The 17,633-nt window shown below is 68.8% G+C and carries 17 protein-coding genes; all 17 read right to left on the reverse strand.

The features are described from left to right. The coding region (locus ACCC97_RS27365) for an SH3 domain-containing protein (RefSeq protein WP_413336098.1) at window positions 1-638 on the reverse strand (638 nt) is incomplete at its 3' end. A gap of 72 nt (window positions 639-710) precedes the next feature. Continuing rightward, window positions 711-1,766, reverse strand: coding sequence for a homocysteine S-methyltransferase family protein (locus ACCC97_RS27370; protein ID WP_007831925.1), 1,056 nt, complete (start codon window positions 1,764-1,766; stop codon window positions 711-713). A 71-nt stretch (window positions 1,767-1,837) separates the two neighbouring features. Then, the gene (locus ACCC97_RS27375) at window positions 1,838-3,001 is read right to left on the reverse strand and encodes a histidinol-phosphate transaminase (RefSeq protein WP_413336100.1); all 1,164 of its coding nucleotides are present in this window, start codon (window positions 2,999-3,001) and stop codon (window positions 1,838-1,840) included. Between the two features lie 79 nt (window positions 3,002-3,080). Continuing rightward, window positions 3,081-3,902 (reverse strand): N-formylglutamate deformylase, encoded by an 822-nt coding sequence (gene hutG, locus ACCC97_RS27380; protein ID WP_007831927.1) that lies wholly within the window; start codon window positions 3,900-3,902, stop codon window positions 3,081-3,083. 6 nt (window positions 3,903-3,908) lie between these two features. Then, on the reverse strand, window positions 3,909-5,291 hold the full coding sequence (locus ACCC97_RS27385) for a formimidoylglutamate deiminase (protein WP_007831928.1): 1,383 nt from the start codon (window positions 5,289-5,291) through the stop codon (window positions 3,909-3,911). Next, the gene (gene hutI, locus ACCC97_RS27390; protein ID WP_413336112.1) at window positions 5,288-6,538 is read right to left on the reverse strand and encodes an imidazolonepropionase; all 1,251 of its coding nucleotides are present in this window, start codon (window positions 6,536-6,538) and stop codon (window positions 5,288-5,290) included. The genes ACCC97_RS27385 and hutI overlap by 4 nt, the downstream gene beginning before the upstream one ends. Window positions 6,539-6,562: 24 nt before the next feature. Then, a complete protein-coding gene (locus ACCC97_RS27395) occupies window positions 6,563-7,135 on the reverse strand; it encodes a HutD family protein (protein WP_413336102.1) in 573 nt (190 codons plus the stop codon). A gap of 148 nt (window positions 7,136-7,283) precedes the next feature. Further along, entirely contained in the window at window positions 7,284-7,952 is a 669-nt protein-coding gene (locus ACCC97_RS27400) for an amino acid ABC transporter permease (protein ID WP_413314877.1), read from the reverse strand. Between the two features lie 7 nt (window positions 7,953-7,959). After that, window positions 7,960-8,712, reverse strand: coding sequence for a transporter substrate-binding domain-containing protein (locus ACCC97_RS27405; protein ID WP_007831933.1), 753 nt, complete (start codon window positions 8,710-8,712; stop codon window positions 7,960-7,962). Between the two features lie 51 nt (window positions 8,713-8,763). After that, window positions 8,764-9,498 (reverse strand): IclR family transcriptional regulator, encoded by a 735-nt coding sequence (locus ACCC97_RS27410; RefSeq protein WP_007831941.1) that lies wholly within the window; start codon window positions 9,496-9,498, stop codon window positions 8,764-8,766. Window positions 9,499-9,628: 130 nt separating this feature from the next. Then, a complete protein-coding gene (locus tag ACCC97_RS27415) occupies window positions 9,629-10,480 on the reverse strand; it encodes a phytanoyl-CoA dioxygenase family protein (protein ID WP_413336105.1) in 852 nt (283 codons plus the stop codon). Further along, window positions 10,480-12,207, reverse strand: coding sequence for a urocanate hydratase (hutU, locus tag ACCC97_RS27420; RefSeq protein WP_413336107.1), 1,728 nt, complete (start codon window positions 12,205-12,207; stop codon window positions 10,480-10,482). Before hutU ends, ACCC97_RS27415 begins: the two co-directional genes overlap by 1 nt. 28 nt (window positions 12,208-12,235) lie before the next feature. After that, window positions 12,236-13,795: a histidine ammonia-lyase gene (gene hutH, locus ACCC97_RS27425; protein WP_413336108.1), complete on the reverse strand. Its 1,560-nt coding sequence runs from the start codon at window positions 13,793-13,795 to the stop codon at window positions 12,236-12,238. A gap of 59 nt (window positions 13,796-13,854) precedes the next feature. Beyond that, window positions 13,855-14,592 (reverse strand): histidine utilization repressor, encoded by a 738-nt coding sequence (gene hutC, locus ACCC97_RS27430; RefSeq protein ID WP_413336110.1) that lies wholly within the window; start codon window positions 14,590-14,592, stop codon window positions 13,855-13,857. 175 nt (window positions 14,593-14,767) lie between these two features. Then, window positions 14,768-15,562 carry an ABC transporter ATP-binding protein gene (locus ACCC97_RS27435; protein ID WP_007831954.1) on the reverse strand — a complete coding sequence of 265 codons (795 nt, stop codon included), beginning with the start codon at window positions 15,560-15,562 and terminating at the stop codon, window positions 14,768-14,770. Continuing rightward, entirely contained in the window at window positions 15,547-16,425 is an 879-nt protein-coding gene (locus ACCC97_RS27440) for an ABC transporter permease (RefSeq protein ID WP_007831956.1), read from the reverse strand. Before ACCC97_RS27440 ends, ACCC97_RS27435 begins: the two co-directional genes overlap by 16 nt. Beyond that, entirely contained in the window at window positions 16,406-17,377 is a 972-nt protein-coding gene (locus tag ACCC97_RS27445) for an ABC transporter substrate-binding protein (protein WP_056515793.1), read from the reverse strand. The genes ACCC97_RS27440 and ACCC97_RS27445 overlap by 20 nt, the downstream gene beginning before the upstream one ends. Window positions 17,378-17,633 lie beyond the last annotated feature (256 nt).

Raw genomic sequence — 17,633 nt, forward strand, 5'->3', positions numbered from 1 at the left:
CCGCCACCCCCGTGCGGTCGTCCGCCGCCACCACCGGGATGCGAATGCGGCATGCCAGGCGCCGGCCCCGGACGGAAGCTCGGCTGCGGCCGCGGCGGCCTGATGCCGGGGTCCGGCGGCGGACGGAATCCAGGGCCCGATGGCCGGAACCCGGGGCCAGGCTGCCAGGGACGCGGCTGCCACGCCGGCCTGGCTGGCGGCGGCGGACGCCAGCCCGCCACGGGCGGCGGTGGGCGGCCGCCCCACCAGCGCCGCTCGCCGTACCACGGCCGGTCGCGGTAGTAGCTGGCCCAGTAGCTGCCGATCGCGAAGCTGATGATCGGCACGCCGATCACCGCGCCGTAGGTCGCCAGCGGCACGCGCCGCTCCTGGTAGGCGTAGTCGAGGCTGCGCGACCACACCCAGCCGCGCCCGCCGTCGGGCAGCACCACGTCGCACCAGCCATAGCCGCTGGTGCAGCCGATCACGTCGAGCGGCTGGCCGGGCCCGAGCCGCGCCACCAGCGGATAGTCGCCCGAGGGGCCGGCGCGCAGGTTGACCGTGCCGCGGGTGAAGGCCTGCTGCGCCGCGGCCGCAAGCGGCAGGATCAGGGCAAGCGCGCCGATGCCGATCCAGCGTCGTGGGGCGAGTGTGTTCATGGCGGGCTCCTGTTCTTGTGCCAGCCAGCCTAGGCCGGGGCAGGAGCGCCTGTCAATCGGCCGGAGGCGCGATCAGGCAGCCTCGCGGTAGAAACCCGCGTTGTGGCTGCCCAGTGCGCGGCCCGCGACCGGCGCAACCGCCTTGCCGATGGCCGCGATGTGGTCCGGCGTGGTGCCGCAGCAGCCGCCCACGATGTTCACCAGCCCTTCGGCCGCGAACTCGTGCAGCAGGCGCGAGGTGACGTCGGGCGTCTCGTCGAAGCCGGTTTCGCTCATCGGATTGGGCAGGCCCGCGTTCGGATAGCAGCTGATGAAGGTGTCGCCCGCCACCTTCGACAGTTCCTGGATGTAGGGCCGCATCAGCGCCGCGCCCAGCGCGCAGTTCAGGCCGATGGCCAGCGGCTGCGCGTGGCGCACGCTGTGCCAGAAGGCGGTGACGGTCTGCCCGCTGAGGATGCGGCCGGAGGCATCGGTCACCGTGCCGCTGATGATCAGCGGCAGGCGCTGGCCGCTGTTGTCGAAATACTCGTCGACCGCGAACAGCGCGGCCTTGGCGTTGAGCGTGTCGAAGATGGTCTCGACCAGGATCACGTCGGCGCCGCCCTCGACCAGCGCTTCGGTCTGCTCGTAGTAGGCCGCGCGCAGTGCTTCGAAATCGACGTTGCGCGCGCCCGGGTCGTTCACGTCGGGGCTGATGCTCGCCGTCTTGGGGGTCGGGCCGAGGGCGCCGGCCACGAAGCGCGGCTTGTCCGGCGTGCTGAACTTGTCGCAGGCCGCGCGCGCCAGCCTGGCGGATTCGAGGTTCATCTCGCGCGCGAGGTGAGCCATCTTGTAGTCCTCCTGCGCGATGGTGGTCGCACCGAAGGTGTTGGTCTCGATCAGGTCGGCGCCGGCCGCGAGGTAGCCCTCGTGGATGTCGCGGATCACGTCGGGCCGCGTGAGCGAGAGCAGCTCGTTGTTGCCCTTCACGTCGCGCTCGAAGTCCTTGAAGCGCTCCCCGCGGTACTGCGCCTCGGTGAGCTTGAAGCGCTGGATCATCGTGCCCATCGCGCCGTCGAGGATCGCGATGCGTTGCGCGAGGATGCCGGGCAGTGCCTGGCCGCGGGTGTAGGTGAGGGGCTTCGTCATTCCCGCGATTGTAAAAACCCCGGCCTGGCCCGGCTCCCGGGCGGGTCTTGGCGGGCCCGGCCGCAGGGGCTCTAGTCCGACCCGCCCGCAATCTCAGTCAGCGCCTGCACGAAGCGCGCGTTCTCCTCGTCGGTGCCCACCGACACCCGGATGAAGGTCTCGAAGCCCGGCTCCTTCCAGGGCTTGACGATGATCCCGCGCGCCAGCAGCGCCTCGTTGACCGGCCCGTTCGGCCGTGCGAGGTCGACGAACAGGAAGTTGGCCGCCGAGGGCGCGATGCGCAGGCCCGGAAGAACCGACTGCGCGAGCGTGCGAAGCTGCGCCGCCAGCACCTCGCGCTGCCGCACGGTGCGCTCCACCGCCCGCGCCATGTGAGGCTCGTCGCCCCAGGCCGCCAGCGCCGCGGCCTGTGCCGCGAGGTTGACGTTGAAGGGCGTGCGCACCCGGTCGAGCAGCTGCACCAGCGCCTCGTCGGAAGCGATGCCGTAGCCCACCCGCAGGCCCGCGAGCGCCCATGCCTTCGAGAAGGTGCGCAGCACTATCCACGGACGGCCTGCGGCTGCGTCGGCCCCCTCCCACGCGCGCAGCATCGAAAGCACGTCGGGATAGCCGGGCGCCAGCCGCGCGTACTCGTGGTACGCCTCGTCCACCACCAGCAGCGTGCCCGCCGGCACCGCCGCGAGCAGGCGCGCGAAGTCGCCGGCATCGAACATGCAGCCGACCGGGTTCGAGGGATTGGCCAGCATCACCATCTTGGGTCCGCGCGCCAGCGCCGCGCACCAGGCATCGAGGTCGAAGCCGAGCGCCGGCGTGAGCGCCAGCAGCTCGACCTGTGCGCCCATCATGCGCGGGTAGATCTCGTGCAGCCCGAAGGCGGGGCGCTGCGTGAGCACGCGGTCGCCTGGCGAGAGCAGCGCCTGGCACAGCATCTGGAGGATGTCCTCGGAGCCGTTGCCGATCACCACCTGCGCGGGCTGCGCACCCGTGCGCCCGGCGATCGCGGCGCGCAGCGCGGTGCAGTTGGCGTCGGGGTAGGTGCCAGCACGCGCGGCCAGATCGACCAGGGCGCGCGCCACAGCGGGGCTGGCGCCGTACGGGTTCTCGTTGCTCGCGAGCCGCGCGATCTCGGTGGCGCCGTAGCGCGCGCGCACGGCGTCCGAGGACAGGCCCGCGTTGTAGGGCGGCAGCGGCGGCACTTCGGGGCGTGCGAGGGCGTGGATGGTGATTGTGTTCACAGGTCGAATACCTTGCCGGGATGGAGCGGGTGAAGGAAATCGAGTGCCTGGCCGGGCGCAGCGAGAAAGTCCGGTGCGTTCACCCGCGGCGGCCTTCGACGAAACCGAGCACCGCCTCCAGCATCCTGCGCACATGCGGTTGCACGCCCGCCGCCACCTCGGGCAGGTAGTCGAACGGCAACTGCTCCTGCATGTAGCTCGACTGCGTCATCTCCAGCTGCACCGCGTGCACGCCGCCGGCCGGATTCCCGTACTGGCGCGTGATGTGGCCGCCCGTGAAGCGGCCGTTGAGCACGCCGGTGTAGCCCGTGGCCGATTTCGCGATGCCGAGCAGCGTTTCGGCCAGCGCCGGGTCACAGCTCGCGCCGTTGGCGGTGCCGAGGTTCAGGTCGGGCAGCTTGCCCTCGAAGAAGCGCGGCAGCACCGAGCGGATCGAGTGCGCGTCCCACAGCGCGATGGTGCCGTGCGCGGCCTTCAGGCGGTCGAGCTCGGCCCGCAGCTGCCGGTGGTACGGCACCCAGATCGCATCGCGGCGCGCGGCGACTTCGTCGTCGTCCGGCACGTCGGCAGGGTTGGCGTAGACCGGCGTGTCGTCGAAGGTGTCGACGGGGCACAGGCCGGTGACGCTCTGGCCCGGGTACAGGCTCGCGCCGTCCGGCGGACGGTTCAGGTCGACCACGTAGCGCGAGTGCGTGGCCGCGAGCACCGAGGCGCCCAGTTCATCGGCGAAGTCGTAGAGCCGTTCGAGGTGCCAGTCGGTGTCGGGCACGTGGCGCGCTTCGTCGGTGAAGCGGGCGGCGAGCGCGGGCGGCACGTGGGTGCCGACGTGCGGCATCGAGATCAGCAGCGGGCGTGTGCCCTGGCGGAAGCGGAAGGCGGGTTCGGTGGTCGTGAAGGCCATGGGAATTCAGTCCTTGAGAAGTTGGGTGCGCGCGGCCACGAAGGCGGCCGCGGCGTCGTCATGCAGCGTGTGGCGTCCGGCCGCCACACGCGCGCGGCCCGCGGCCCAGACGCTGTCGATGGCGGAGGTGCGGTGGCTCGCGAAAACGTGGGCCGAGAGCATGTCGGGCGCCGACAGGCCCTGCAGCGCGAGGTGCGCGGCATCGAGCACGACGAAGTCGGCCTGCTGCCCCACGGCCAGCCCGCCGACGGCACGGCCCGAGGCTTGCGCCCCGCCCTGCACCGCCTCGAGCGTGAACGCGGTCGCGACATGCGGCTGCACCGCGCTCGCGCCGACGTTGCGCTGCCGCCGCGACAGGCGCTGGCCGTATTCGAGCATCAGCAGTTCTTCGGCCGCGTTGACGCTGGCGTGGCTGTCGGAGCCCACGCCCCACGCGCCGCCATGGCTGCGCCACTGGGGAAAGTCGAAGATGCCGTCGCCCAGATTGGCCTCGGTCGTCGGGCAGAGGCCCGCGACCGCGCCGCTCTTGGCGGCGTACTCGTACTCGGCGGCGTTCATGTGCGTTGCATGGACAAGGCACCAGCGCGCATCGACCGGTGCATGGTCGAGCAGCCACTCGACCGGGCGCAACCCGCTCCACTCCACGCAGTCGTCCACTTCCTTCGTCTGCTCGGCGATGTGGATGTGGATGGGGGCGGTGCGGTCGATGGCTTCGAGCCCCGCGATCGCATCGCGCAGCGCCTCGGGCGGCACGGCGCGCAGCGAGTGCGGCGCCATGCCGAGCCGAGCCCCCTGTTCGTCGCACGCTGGCTTCAATGCGTCGAGCAGGCGCAGCATCGAGTCGGTCGACCTGATGAAGCGGCGCTGCCCTTCCGTGGGCGGCACGTCGCCGAAGCCGCCGGTCTGGTAGAGCACCGGCAGCAGCGTGAAGCCGATGCCGGCCTTGCGCGCAGCACGCAGCAGCGCAAGGCTCAGGGTCGCGTCGTCGGCATAGGGGCGGCCGTCGGCGTCGTGGTGCACGTACTGGAACTCGCACACGCTCGTGTAGCCGGCTTCGAGCATCTCGGCATAGAGCCAGGTCGCGATGGCTTCCATGTGCTGCGGGCCGAGGCGTGCGGCAAAGCGGTACATCAGCGTGCGCCAGCTCCAGAAGCTGTCGTGCTGCTCGGCGCGGTGCTCGGTCAGGCCCGCGAAGGCGCGCTGGAAGGCGTGCGAATGCAGGTTGGGCATGCCGGGGATCAGCGGGCCTTTGACAGTTTGCGCGTCGGCGGGGCGTTGCGCGCCGGCCTGCACCTGCGTGAGCCGGCCGGCGTCGTTCCATGCCAGCAGGACGTTCTTCGCCCAGCCTTCGGGCAGCAGCGCGTCGGCTGCGAAAAGCGTTTGTGTCATGCCTGGACTCCTGCCGCGATGCGGCCTTGGCGCACCACGGTGCGCACGGGTTGCTGGCCGAACCAGTACGCCAGCTCGGCCGCCTCGCGCACGTTCCACAACACGAAGTTGGCGGGCATGCCTTCGGCGATCGCGCCGTGCGTGGCCTGCAGGCCCAGCGCACGCGCCGCATGCCGCGTGATGCCGGCCAGTGCCTCGGGCACCGTCAGCCGAAACAGCGTGCAGGCCATGTTCGCCATCAGCAGCAGGCTCAATGCCGGCGAGGTGCCGGGGTTGTGGTCGGTGGACACGGCCATCGGCACGCCGGCGGCGCGCAGCGCGTCGATCGGCGGCAGGTGCGTGTCGCGCAGGGTGTAGTAGGCGCCGGGCAGCAGCACGGCCACGGTGCCCGACCGGCGCATCGCCTCGATGCCGTCGGCCGACAGGTGTTCGATGTGGTCGCACGACAGCGCACCGTAGCGCGCGGCCAATGCCGCGCCGCCCATGTCCGACAGCTGCTCGGCATGCAGCTTCACCGGCAGGCCCAACGCCTGCGCGGCCTGGAAGACCTGCTCGGTTTCCGCGAGCGAAAAGGCGATGCGCTCGCAGAACACGTCGACCGCATCGACCAGCCCCTCGGCCGCGAGCGCCGGCAGCATCTCGCGGCAGACGAGGTCGATGTAGTCGCCGCTGCGGTTCGCGTATTCGGGCGGCAACGCATGCGCGCCGAGGAAGGTGGTGCGCACCGTCACGCCATAGGCTTCGCCCAGCCGCCGTGCCACGCGCAGCTGCTTGCGCTCGTGTTCCAGCGACAGCCCGTAGCCCGACTTGATCTCGATGGCGCAGACGCCATCGGCCAGCAGCTGTTCGAGCCGCGGCGCGGCCTGTGCGAAGAGCGTGTCCTCATCGGCCTCGCGCGTGGCGCGCACCGACGACACGATGCCACCGCCGGCCTTGGCCACTTCTTCGTACGTGGCGCCTGCGAGCCGCATCGCGAATTCGTTGGCGCGCTGGCCGCCGTAGACGAGGTGCGTGTGGCAATCGACGAGGCCGGGCGTGACGAGCGCTCCGCCGCCGTCGTGGGTGGGCAGTGTCGCAAATTCGGCCGGCAGCGCGTCGCGTGCGCCGGCCCAGCGGATCGCGCCCTGAATGACCACGATGGCGGCCTCGACGCCGTCTTCCAGCGCCACGCCGGGTGCGGCATCGGGCGCAAGGCGCAGGCCGGTCCAGAGGCCGTCGGCCGAGGGATATTCGCTGACAGGTTTCATCATCGTCATCTTTCTTTCTGCGGGTTACGCCGGCAGGATTCGAACCGCCACCAGCCGCGCGCCGTCGCTCTCGGGTGTCGCGCGCCATGCATGGGCCGCGTCGGTCCAGCACAGGCCCTCGCCCTCGCGGCAGGCCTCTTCGTTCAGGCGCCAGGCGCCGCGCAAGGCGAGCAGCACGCCGTGCGGCGCCGCATCGACGGCCGACGCGCGGTCCAGCACCTGCACATCGGCACGCCACTGCCCGCGCCGCGTCATCACGTTGAAGTCGTTCGATGCGCCGCCGAGCAGCGTGCAGTCGATCGCGTCGTCGCCGCTGAAGGCGAAGGGCCGATGCGGTGCGTCGAGCCAGTGGCTGATGCGCCCGTCGTGCGTGAACAGGCGAACGCCATCGCCCTCCAGCAGCATGATGCTGCGGTCGATGCCCTCGAACACCGAGAACGGTCCGGCCGCGGCAATGGTCGCGATGCTCACGCGCCAGCCGAAGCCGTCGAGCGCCGCGCCTTGCGGCCAGCTGGCGATCTCCTGCGTGGTGCCGCCGCCGTTTTTCCAGGGGGTGACCGGGAGTGTGCTGCGGGAGAAATGCTGTACGCCGCTCATGCCCACCCCTCTTGCTCCTTCCCCCGCTGGGGGAAGGTCGGGATGGGGGCAGCGCCTAGCGAGCGCCATGACTGGGTCGAGGCCGTCGTGCCCCCACCCCTGCCCTCCCCCAGAGGGGGAGGAAGAAATGCAAATACGGAACCCGCGCTCATCGCATCAACCCGCCCTGCCGCAGTTTCTGCTCGAAATGCCGCAGCACCAGCGTCATCGTGCCCGTGAGCACGAAATACACGACGGCGATGGCCAGGTACACCTCCAGCGAGCGGTACGACACGCTGATGATCTTCTGCCCCTCGTGCATCACGTCGTGAATCGTCAGTAGCGACACCAGCGCCGAGTTCTTGATGAGCGCGATGAACTCGTTGCCCAGCGGCGGGATCATGCGCACGACCGCCTGCGGCAGCACGATCTCGCGCATCGCCGTGCCGGGCGTCATGCCCAGCGACTGCGCCGCCATGGTCTGGCCCTTGTCGATCGACTGGATCGCGCCGCGCACGATCTCCGATACGTACGCACCCGAATACACACCGAGCCCCAGCACGCCGCACAGGAAGGCCGGCAGCAGGATGCCGAAGTGCGGCAGGCCGAAGAACAAAATGAACAGCTGCACCAGCAGCGGCGTGCCGCGGATGGCCGCCACGTAGGCGGTGCACGCGCCGTAGAGCCAGCGCCGCTTCGGGTTCAGCCGGCCGATGCCGACCAGCAGGCCCAGCACGCAGCCCAGCGCCAGCGCGCACGCGGTGATCTCCACCGTGACGAGCGCGCCGCGCAGCAGGTCGGTCCAGCCCTGCCAGACGGGCGAGAAATCGAAATCCATGGCTCGCTTACTTGGCGCTCGCGCTGAACCACTTGCTCACGATCTTTGCGTAGGTGCCGTCGGCCTTGAGCTTTTCGATCGCGCCGTTCACGGCCTTGGTGAGCTCGGGCGTGTCCTTGCGGATGGCCATGCCGTATTCCTCGGTGGTGATCTGCTCGGGCAGCACCTTGAGGCCGCCGCGCGTGCGCACGTACTGGTAGGCGGCGGGCTTGCCGGTCACGGCGGCGTCGGCGCGGCCGATGTCGACGAGGTTGAACATCTCCTGGTTCTTCTCGACTTCCATCAGCTGCACCTGCGGGAATTTCTCCTTGGTGTAGGCCACCGACTTGGTGCCCACCTGCACGCTGACCTTCTTGCCGTTGATGTCGGCCGGCGCCTTGATCGCCGTGTTGCCGTCCTTCACCATCACGACGAGGCCGCCCGCGTAGTACGGCGCGGTGAAATCGACGACCTTCTTGCGCTCGTCGGTGATGTAGATGGCCGAGACGGCCATGTCGAAGCGCTTCGAGATCAGGCCCGGCACGAGGCCCTTGAAGTCGATGTCGATCCACTCGATCTTGCGGCCCAGTGTCTGGCCGATGGCCTCGACCAGCTCCACGTCGAAGCCGGTGCGCTTGCCGTTCTCCACGAACTCCATCGGCGGGAAAGTGGCGTCGGTGGCCACGCGCAGCGGCTCGCCCTGCGCATGCGCGGCACCCGCGAAACCGAGGATGGCAAGGCCGGAGAGTGCGGCGGCGACGAGAGAGCGGCGGGTGTTCATGGCAGGAGCTTTCGTGGTGAGGATGAAGGAGGAAGAAAAGGAGAGACGCGGCTACTGCAGCGCCCGCGAGATGCGCGCCGCCGTGACGACGGTCATGTGGAGCAATGCAGCTTCCATGCCCTCGACGCGCGTGAGCGGCGCCATGAGCGTGATCGCGCCGCGCAGGTGCCGTCCCGGGGCGAGCACCGGCGCGCTCGCGCCCCAGACGCCGGCATCGACCTCGCCGTGCGTCACGGCATGGCCGGCCTCGCGGATGGCGTCGAGCTCGGCGGCGCGTTCGGCGCGGCGTTCGGGGCTTTCGCCGAGCCCGTCGAGCAGGGCGTCGCGCTGGTCGAGCGGCATGTGGGCCAGCAGGCACTTGGCGCTGGCGCCGTCACGCGCGGGCACGCTGCGGCCGCGGTCGAAGGAGCAGCGCAGCGACTGCTCGCTGTCGATCATCTCCAGGCACACGACGCGCTCGTTCACGGCCGTGACCAGCGCCACGCTCTCGTGCGTCTGCTGGGCCAGCGCCCGCATGTCGGCACGCGCGGCCATCACGAGGTCGGAGTTGCCGTCGAAGCCGGTGGCGAGCTGCACGCTCACCGGGCCCGGCGAGTAGCGGCCATCGGACTCCATCACGAAGCCCCAGCGGCGCAGCGTGGCGATCTGCCGGTACAGCGTGCTCTGCGACAGGCCGGTGGCCTGCACCAGCTCGGCCGCTGTCATCGCCGCCTTGCTTTGCGCCAGCACCGACAGCACGAACAGGGCGCGGTCGTTGTGGGCGGGGGCGTCGATCGGGGGCGTCATCGGAAGCAATCGCTGGAGGTCGAAAGTGGATGCGGCGTGCAGTATCTTGCTCGCCGTTCTCACTTCCAAGCGTGGATTCCCACGGAGTGGGAATGGCCGCGTTTTTTCTTTCTACCTTCGTCTTACCTTCTCAACCCACCAGCAGCGGAAAGAGCGGATCGTCCATCGGCGCGCCGGCCGGCAGCCGCTCGGCGAGGCCGGGGAAATCGGGCGAGGTCTTCCAGCTGCGCGGCGCATGGCGGATGTCGTCGCCCAAAAAGCGCACCGAGAACACGCGGCGCCGGTTCGGCCCCTCGACGCCAGCGGCCGCATGCAGCGTGAGCATGTGGAAGCAGACGAAGTCGCCGGGCTCGATGTTCCAGCCCACGATGGGAAAGCGCTCGCGCGCGCCCTCGATGTCGGGCAGGTCCTGCAGGCTGCCTTCGGGGAACCACTTGGCGTGGTTGTCCATGAAGGTGCGCGGCATCAGCCACGGCCCCTTGTGGGAGCCGGCCACGAACTCGAGCGTGGCCCCACGCGACACCGGATCGACCGGTATCCACATGCTGACGTTCTGCTCGCCCTCGATGTTGTAGTAGGGCTGGTCCTGGTGCCACGGCGTGCGCTGCCGGGTACCAGGCTCCTTGACCAGCAGGTGGTCGTGATAGAGCCGCACGGTGTTCGAGCCCATGAGCCGCTGCGCCAGTTGCGCGAGCGGCGCCTCGAAGATGAAGCGGCGGAAGGCGTCGATGTCCTGCCAGTTGCAGAAGTCCTCGAAGAAGCGGCCCGGGTCGTCGGGCCGGCTCGCGATCTTGGCGCGCGGACTGGGTGCCGCGAGGTTGGCCTCGATGCCATCGCACAGCAGCGCCAGCTCGTCGGCCGTGAGCAACTGACGGATGCACACCGCGCCGTCGCGCTGAAACTGCGCGACGAGTGCGTCGTCCACGCGCGCCTGCACGCGGCGCTGCAGTTCCTGGGCGTCGGGGAGAACGACGCCCGCCATCACTTCACCATCGGCAGCTTGAGCCCCTGCTTCTTCGCGGTGGCGACCGCGATGTCGTAGCCCGCGTCGGCATGGCGCATCACGCCGGTGGCCGGGTCGTTGAACAGCACGCGCTCGATGCGCTTGGCGGCCGCGTCGGTGCCGTCGCACACGATCACCACGCCCGAGTGCTGCGAGTAGCCCATGCCCACGCCGCCGCCATGGTGCAGGCTGACCCAGGTGGCGCCGCCCGCGGTGTTGAGCAGCGCGTTGAGCAGCGGCCAGTCGGAGACGGCATCGGTGCCGTCCTTCATGGCTTCGGTCTCGCGGTTGGGGCTGGCGACCGAGCCGGTGTCCAGGTGGTCGCGGCCGATGACGATCGGCGCCTTCAGCTCGCCGTTCTTCACCATCTCGTTGAAGGCCAGGCCCGCGATGTGGCGCTCGCCCAAGCCCAGCCAGCAGATGCGCGCCGGCAGGCCCTGGAAGGCGATGCGCTCGCGCGCCATGTCGAGCCAGCGATGCGTGTGCTTGTTCTCGGGGAACAGCTCCTTGATCTTGGCGTCGGTCTTGTAGATGTCTTCCGGGTCGCCCGAAAGCGCGACCCAGCGGAACGGACCCTTGCCTTCGCAGAACAGCGGGCGGATGTAGGCCGGCACGAAGCCCGGGAAGTCGAAGGCGTTCTTCACGCCCTCGTCGAAGGCCACCTGGCGGATGTTGTTGCCGTAGTCCACCGTGGGAATGCCCATGGCCTGGAAGTCGAGCATGGCCTGCACGTGCACGGCGCATGATTTCGCGGCCGCCTTCTTGAGCGCGTCGTGCTGCGAAACGTCCTTCATCGCTGCCTGCCATTGCGGCACGCTCCAGCCCGAGGGCAGGTAGCCGTTGATCAGGTCATGCGCCGAAGTCTGGTCAGTCACGAGGTCGGGCTTCAAGCCGCCGGCCTTCGCGCGCTTCACGAGTTCGGGCAGGATGTCGGCGGCATTGCCGAGCAGCGCGATCGACACCGCTTCCTTCGCATCGCAGTGCTGCTGGATGAGTTCGAGCGCGTGGTCGACGTCGCGCGCCTGCTTGTCGACGTAGCGTGTGCGCAGGCGGAAGTCGATGCTCGACTGCTGGCACTCGATGTTGAGCGAGACGGCGCCCGCCAGCGTGGCCGCCAGCGGCTGCGCGCCGCCCATGCCGCCGAGGCCGGCCGTGAGGATCCACTTGCCCGCGAGGCTGTTGTTGTAGTGCTGGCGGCCGGCTTCGACGAAGGTTTCGAAGGTGCCCTGCACGATGCCCTGGCTGCCGATGTAGATCCAGCTGCCCGCGGTCATCTGGCCGTACATGAAGAGGCCCTGGCGGTCGAGCTCGTTGAAGTGCTCCCAGTTGGCCCACTTCGGCACGAGGTTCGAGTTGGCCAGCAGCACGCGCGGTGCGTTCTCGTGCGTCTTGAACACGCCGACCGGCTTGCCCGATTGAATGAGCAGCGTCTCGTCGTCGTTCAGCTCTTTCAGCGACGCGAGGATCTGGTCGTAGCAGGCCCAGTTGCGCGCGGCGCGGCCGATGCCGCCGTACACCACCAGGTCTTGCGGGCGCTCGGCGACCTCGGCGTCGAGGTTGTTCTGCAGCATGCGGAACGGGGCTTCGGTGAGCCAGCTCTTGCAGTTGAGCTCGGTGCCGCGCGGGGCGCGGATCACGCGGGTCGGGTCATGGCGCGGGTCGGTACCGGTGGATTTGTTCAGGTCGATCTTGTCGGGTGCGTTCATGGCGTGGTTCTCCTTGTCGGGGGATGTTTTACGAGTGACTGGGCAGGATGTCGAGCAGCGCGGCCGGCAGCTCGGCCTTCAGCGCCCACTGGCGCATGGCTTCGATGTCGGGCGCGAGGTAGCGGTCGGTTTCGAGGAAAGCGACCTTCTGGCGGATGGCGGCGAATTCGGCCTCCACCAGCGGCGAACTCTTGAGCTTGCGCTTGAGTTCGATGCCTTGCGCGGCGGCCATCGCTTCGATGCCGACGACCACCGCCGTGTTGTTGACCATGTCGCCCAGGCGGCGGCCCGCGAAGGTGGCCATCGACACGTGGTCTTCCTGGTTGGCCGAGGTCGGCAGGCTGTCGACGCTTGCGGGGTGCGCGAGCGACTTGTTCTCCGAGGCCAATGCTGCGGCCGTGACTTGCGCGATCATGAAACCGGAGTTGAGGCCACCGTCGCGCACCAGGAACGGCGGCAGGCCCGACAGGCCGGTGTCGAGCAGCAGCGCGATGCGGCGCTCGGCGATGGCGCCGACCTCGCTCACGGCCAGCGCGATGATGTCCGCCGCGAAGGCGACCGGCTCGGCGTGGAAGTTGCCGCCCGAGATGACTTCGCCGGTGTCGCAGAACACGAGCGGGTTGTCCGATGCGGCGTTGGCTTCGATCACCAGCACGCGCGAGGCGTGCGCGAGGTTGTCGAGGCAGGCGCCCATCACCTGCGGGATGCAGCGCACCGAATACGGGTCCTGCACGCGGCCACAGTCGGCATGCGAGGGAACGATCTCGCTGCCTTCGAGCAGCGTGCGCACTGCGTCCGCGACGGCGATCTGGCCCAGCTGGCCGCGCGCCGCATGAATGCGCGCGTCGAAGGGCTTGATCGAGCCCTGGATGGCCTCGAGCGACAGCGCACCCGACATCAGCGACGACGCGAACACGTCTTCCGCGCCGAACAGGCCGAACAGCGCGAGCGCGGTCGACACCTGCGTGCCGTTGAGCAGCGCCAGGCCTTCCTTGGGGCCGAGCACGAAGGGCGCGAGGCCGATGCTCTTCATCGCCTGCGCACCGCTGACCACAGTGCCGTCGGCCAGCGTGGCCTCGCCTTCGCCGATCAGCACGCAGGCCAGGTGCGCGAGCGGCGCGAGGTCGCCTGACGCGCCGACCGAGCCCTTGGCCGGAATGCGCGGCATCACGCCCGCGTTGAACAGTGCCAGCAGCGCGTCGGCCAGCGCCGGGCGCACGCCCGAATGGCCACGCGCCAGGCTCACCGCCTTGGTCGCGAGCACCATGCGCACCACCGGTGCCGCCAATGGCTCGCCCGTGCCCACGCTGTGCGACAGCACGAGGTTGCGCTGCAGTTCCGCCAGGTGGTCGTTGCCGATGCGCGTGCTCGCGAGCTTGCCGAAGCCGGTGTTGATGCCGTAGACGACCTGGTCGTTCTCGACGATGTGGCGCACGGCGGCCTCGGCGCGAAGCATGCCGTCGCGCACCGAGGGGTCGAGCGACAGCTGCACGCCGCCGGCCTGGATGCGTCGCAGCATCGCCAGATCGACCTGGCCGGGCGTGAGGATCAGGGTGGCATCTGGAGTAGCGGTGTGTTTGCTTGTCATGTGAACCTGTCTATACAAGTAGTTGCGAGTGAAAACTGAGGCCTCTGAGGACGAAAAAATCAACCGAAGCTAGGGTTGCCGTCTGCCTTGAAACGGCTGCCCAGGCTGTAGCGCGAGGCCGGGTGCAGGCAGCGCACCCAGGTCACGGGTGTGTTGCGTGACCAGGTGCGGCGCGTGAGCAGGAGGCAGGGGGCTGTGGGTTCCATGGCGAGCCTGTCGGCCTGTTCCTGGTTGGGCAGCACGGCATCGACCACGTGTTCGATCTGATCGAAGGGCACGTTGCGCACCAGGTACTCGCTGGGCGGCATGACGCTGAAGTCCTGTTCGAGGTAGTCGGGCACGACCTGCGGATTGACGTAGCGCTCTTCGAGCTGCACGGGCGTGCCGTTCTCGAGGTGCAGGCACACGCTGTGGAACACCGAGGTGCCGGCGCGCATGTCGAGCCACGCGGCCACGTCGGGCGAGGCGGCGATGCGCTCGACCGCGATCATGTCGCAGCGGTAGTCGTGTCCGCGCTGGCGGATTTCGCTGGCGATATTGGCGATCTGCAGCAGCGTGGACTGCGGCTTGTTTTCGGCGACGAAGCTGCCGACCCCGGCCACGCGCACGATGCGGCCCTGTTCCACCAGCTCGCGCAGCGCACGGTTCACCGTCATGCGCGCCATGCCGAACTGCGCGACCAGTTCATGCTCCGAGGGCAGGCGGTGTCCGGGCGGCCACGTGCCGTCCTGGATCTTACGGGAGATGTGATCCTTGACTTGCGCGTAGAGCGCGAGGGTGGGGAGGTCGCGTTTCATGCTTGCTGTTGTAGCTCTTGTTTTGAGCGCTGCTGTTCGGGGCGCGTGCACAGGCCGCCGGGTACTTCCCTGCGCGAATGTCCCCCGCTTCGCTCAAAGGCCGCCGTGCCGGCGTGGGCGCGCCCCGAACAGCGGCGCACGCCAAGCACAACGGAATGAAGGCAAGGCGCCATCCTCAATGCTCCGCAGCCGCCATCGACTCCGCGCGAATCTCTTCCGTCAGCCGCGCCTTGATGTCCATGAACTCCGGCGAGGTCTTGATGGTGTAGCTGCGCGGATGCGGAAAATCGACCGCGATCTCGGTCTTGATGCGCCCCGGCCGCGCGCTGAACACCGCCACGCGGTTGGCCATGAAGATCGCCTCGTCGATGTCGTGCGTGACGAACAGCACCGTCTTGCGCGCCGACTCCCAGATGCCGAGCAACAGCTCCTGCATCAGCACGCGGGTCTGGTTGTCGAGCGCACCGAAGGGCTCGTCGAGCAGCAGCATCTTGGGGTCGTTGGCCAGCGCGCGCGCAATGGCGGTGCGCTGCTGCATGCCGCCCGAGAGCTGCTTCGGAAAGTGATTCTCGAAGCCGCGCAGCCCCACCTTGGCGATGAAGAACTCGCTGCGCTCCTTCTGGTCGGCCTCTCTCATGCCGCGCTCGCGCAGGCCGAAGCGGATGTTCTGCGCCACCGTGAGCCACGGAAAGAGCGTGTAGCTCTGGAACACCACGCCGCGATCGGCGCCCGGGCCTTCGATGCGCTCGCCGTCGAGCATCACCTGGCCGGTGGTCGGGAAGTCGAGCCCCGCCACGATGCGCAGCAGCGTCGACTTGCCGCAGCCCGAGGGGCCGAGGATGGTGACGAAGTCGTTCTCCTTCACCTCGAAGTCGATCGGCTGCAGCGCTTGCGTGCGCTGGCCCTTGGTGCCGGTGAAGACGCGCGAGACGCCCTGGATGGAAAGTTGGTTCTTCACAGTGCGGCCCATGCGAACAGACGGCGGTTGAGCGCCTTGAAAGCGAAGTCGGACAACAGGCCGATGACACCGATCACGATGATCCCGAAGATGATCTGCCCGGTGTTCAAGAGCGCCTGGCTGTCGGTGATCATGTGGCCGATGCCGGACGAGGAGCCGATCAGCTCCGCCACGATCACGTAGGTCCATGCCCAGCCGAGCACGAGCCGCAGCGTCTCGGCGATGCCTGGTGCGGCGCCCGGAATGAGCACGCGCGCCACGATGCCGCGGCTGTTCGCGCCCAGCGTGTATGCGGCCTCGACGAGGTCGCGCCGCGCGCCGCCCACGGTGACGGCCACCATCAGCACGACCTGGAAGAAGGAGCCGATGAAGATCACCAGCAGCTTCTGCATTTCGCCGAGGCCCGCCCACAGGATCAGCAGCGGGATGAAGGCCGAGGCCGGCAGGTAGCGGCAGAACGAGACGAAGGGCTCGAAGAAGGCCTCGACGGTCTTCCAGGTGCCCATCGCGATGCCCAGCGGCACCGCGAACACGGCCGCCAGCAGGAAGCCGCCGAACACGCGCCACACGGTCATGCCGATGTCGCCGATGAAGCCGTACTCGGTGAAGAGCAGCCAGCCTTCCTTGACCATGGTCGGCGGACTGGCGAGGAAGGTCGGCGACACGAAGCCGCCGAGCGTGGCCAGCGACCACACCAGCACGAACACGACGAAGAAGCCGAGCCCGAGCAGCACGCGGGCACGCGCACTGACGGGTTCGAGCGGCGCGAATGCGCGGCGCCGCACGGGCGCCACGGGCAGAGAGGAGACGGCGGTGGAGGCCGATGCCGCGCGCGGCGGCACCTGCGGCAGCGCCTTACTTGACGTAGCTTGCATCGAAGGTCACCGCGTAGTCTTCAGGCGCCTTGCGGATCACGCCGGCTTCCAGCAGGATGGCCGCGGCTTCCTTCATGAAGGTCGTGAGTTCGCTCGAGAAGAACTTCTGGTTGGCCGCCTTGTCCTGCCAGCGCAGGTAGGCGGACGACTTGGCGAACTGCTCGCCGCTCTGCTTGACGGCCGAGCCCATGAGTTCGTTGGCTTTTTCGGGCTCGGCCTTGATCATGTCGAGCGCGTCGAAGTACGACTTGGTGAGCGCGGCGGCGGCCTTGGGATTGGCCTTGAGCCAGGTGGGCGCGCAGCCGACGGTGTCCATCACCATCGGGTAGTCGAGCGTGGTGGCCAGGATCTTGCCGGCGGCGGGGTTGGCGCGCACGGTCGAGAGGTACGGCTCGTAGGTCATGGCGGCGTCGTTCTGGCCGGCCACGAAAGCTTGCGCGGCGGGCTGCGGCTCGAGCGAGACCACCTTCACGTCCTTCAGGGTCATGCCGTTCTTGCTGAGCATCCAGGCCAGGCCGAAGTAGGGCGCGGTGCCGGGGGCGCTCACGCCGATGGTCTTGCCCTTGAGGTCGGCGAAGCTCTTCACGTCGTTGCGCACCGCGATGCCGTCGGCGCCGTAGGACTTGTCCATCTGGAAGATCTGCACGATGGGCACGCCGTTGGCGTTCCAGGCCACGTGCGTCTCGACCGTGGTGGCCGCGCACTGGATGGCGCCGGACGCGAGCGCCAGGTGGCGGTCCTTCTGCGGAATCATCTTGAGTTCGACGTCCAGGCCGTTCTTCTTGAAGATGCCCGCCTTGTCGGCCAGCGAGAGCGGCGCGAAGCCGGTCCAGCCGGACATGCCGAGCGCGATCTTGGTTTCCTGGGCGGCGGCCGTTCCGGCCATGCCCGCTGCACATGCACCTGCTGCCAGCAGCGAAGCGACTTTCACAACTACCGTCGTCTTGACCATGGGTACTCCTGGTTCCGTTCTTGAGAGATGGCTCGGCGGCGCGCCTCGGTGGCCGGGCTGCGCACGCCTCGCATTGTTGCCAAGCTCCCCAACTTGTATATACAGGATAACCCGAAAGGTCATTTCTGGTGCAATTCCTTGGGAAATGCACCGATTTGCTGTCTAGACAAGAAAGGTTGCAGGACGGGGGCCACCATTGCAAACCTTGTGCCACAGTCATATCTGCGCGGCTGGGGGACAATCGGCGGCCCCTCCC

This window comes from Variovorax sp. Varisp85, assembly GCF_047304045.1.
Classification (GTDB): Bacteria; Pseudomonadota; Gammaproteobacteria; order Burkholderiales; family Burkholderiaceae_C; genus Variovorax.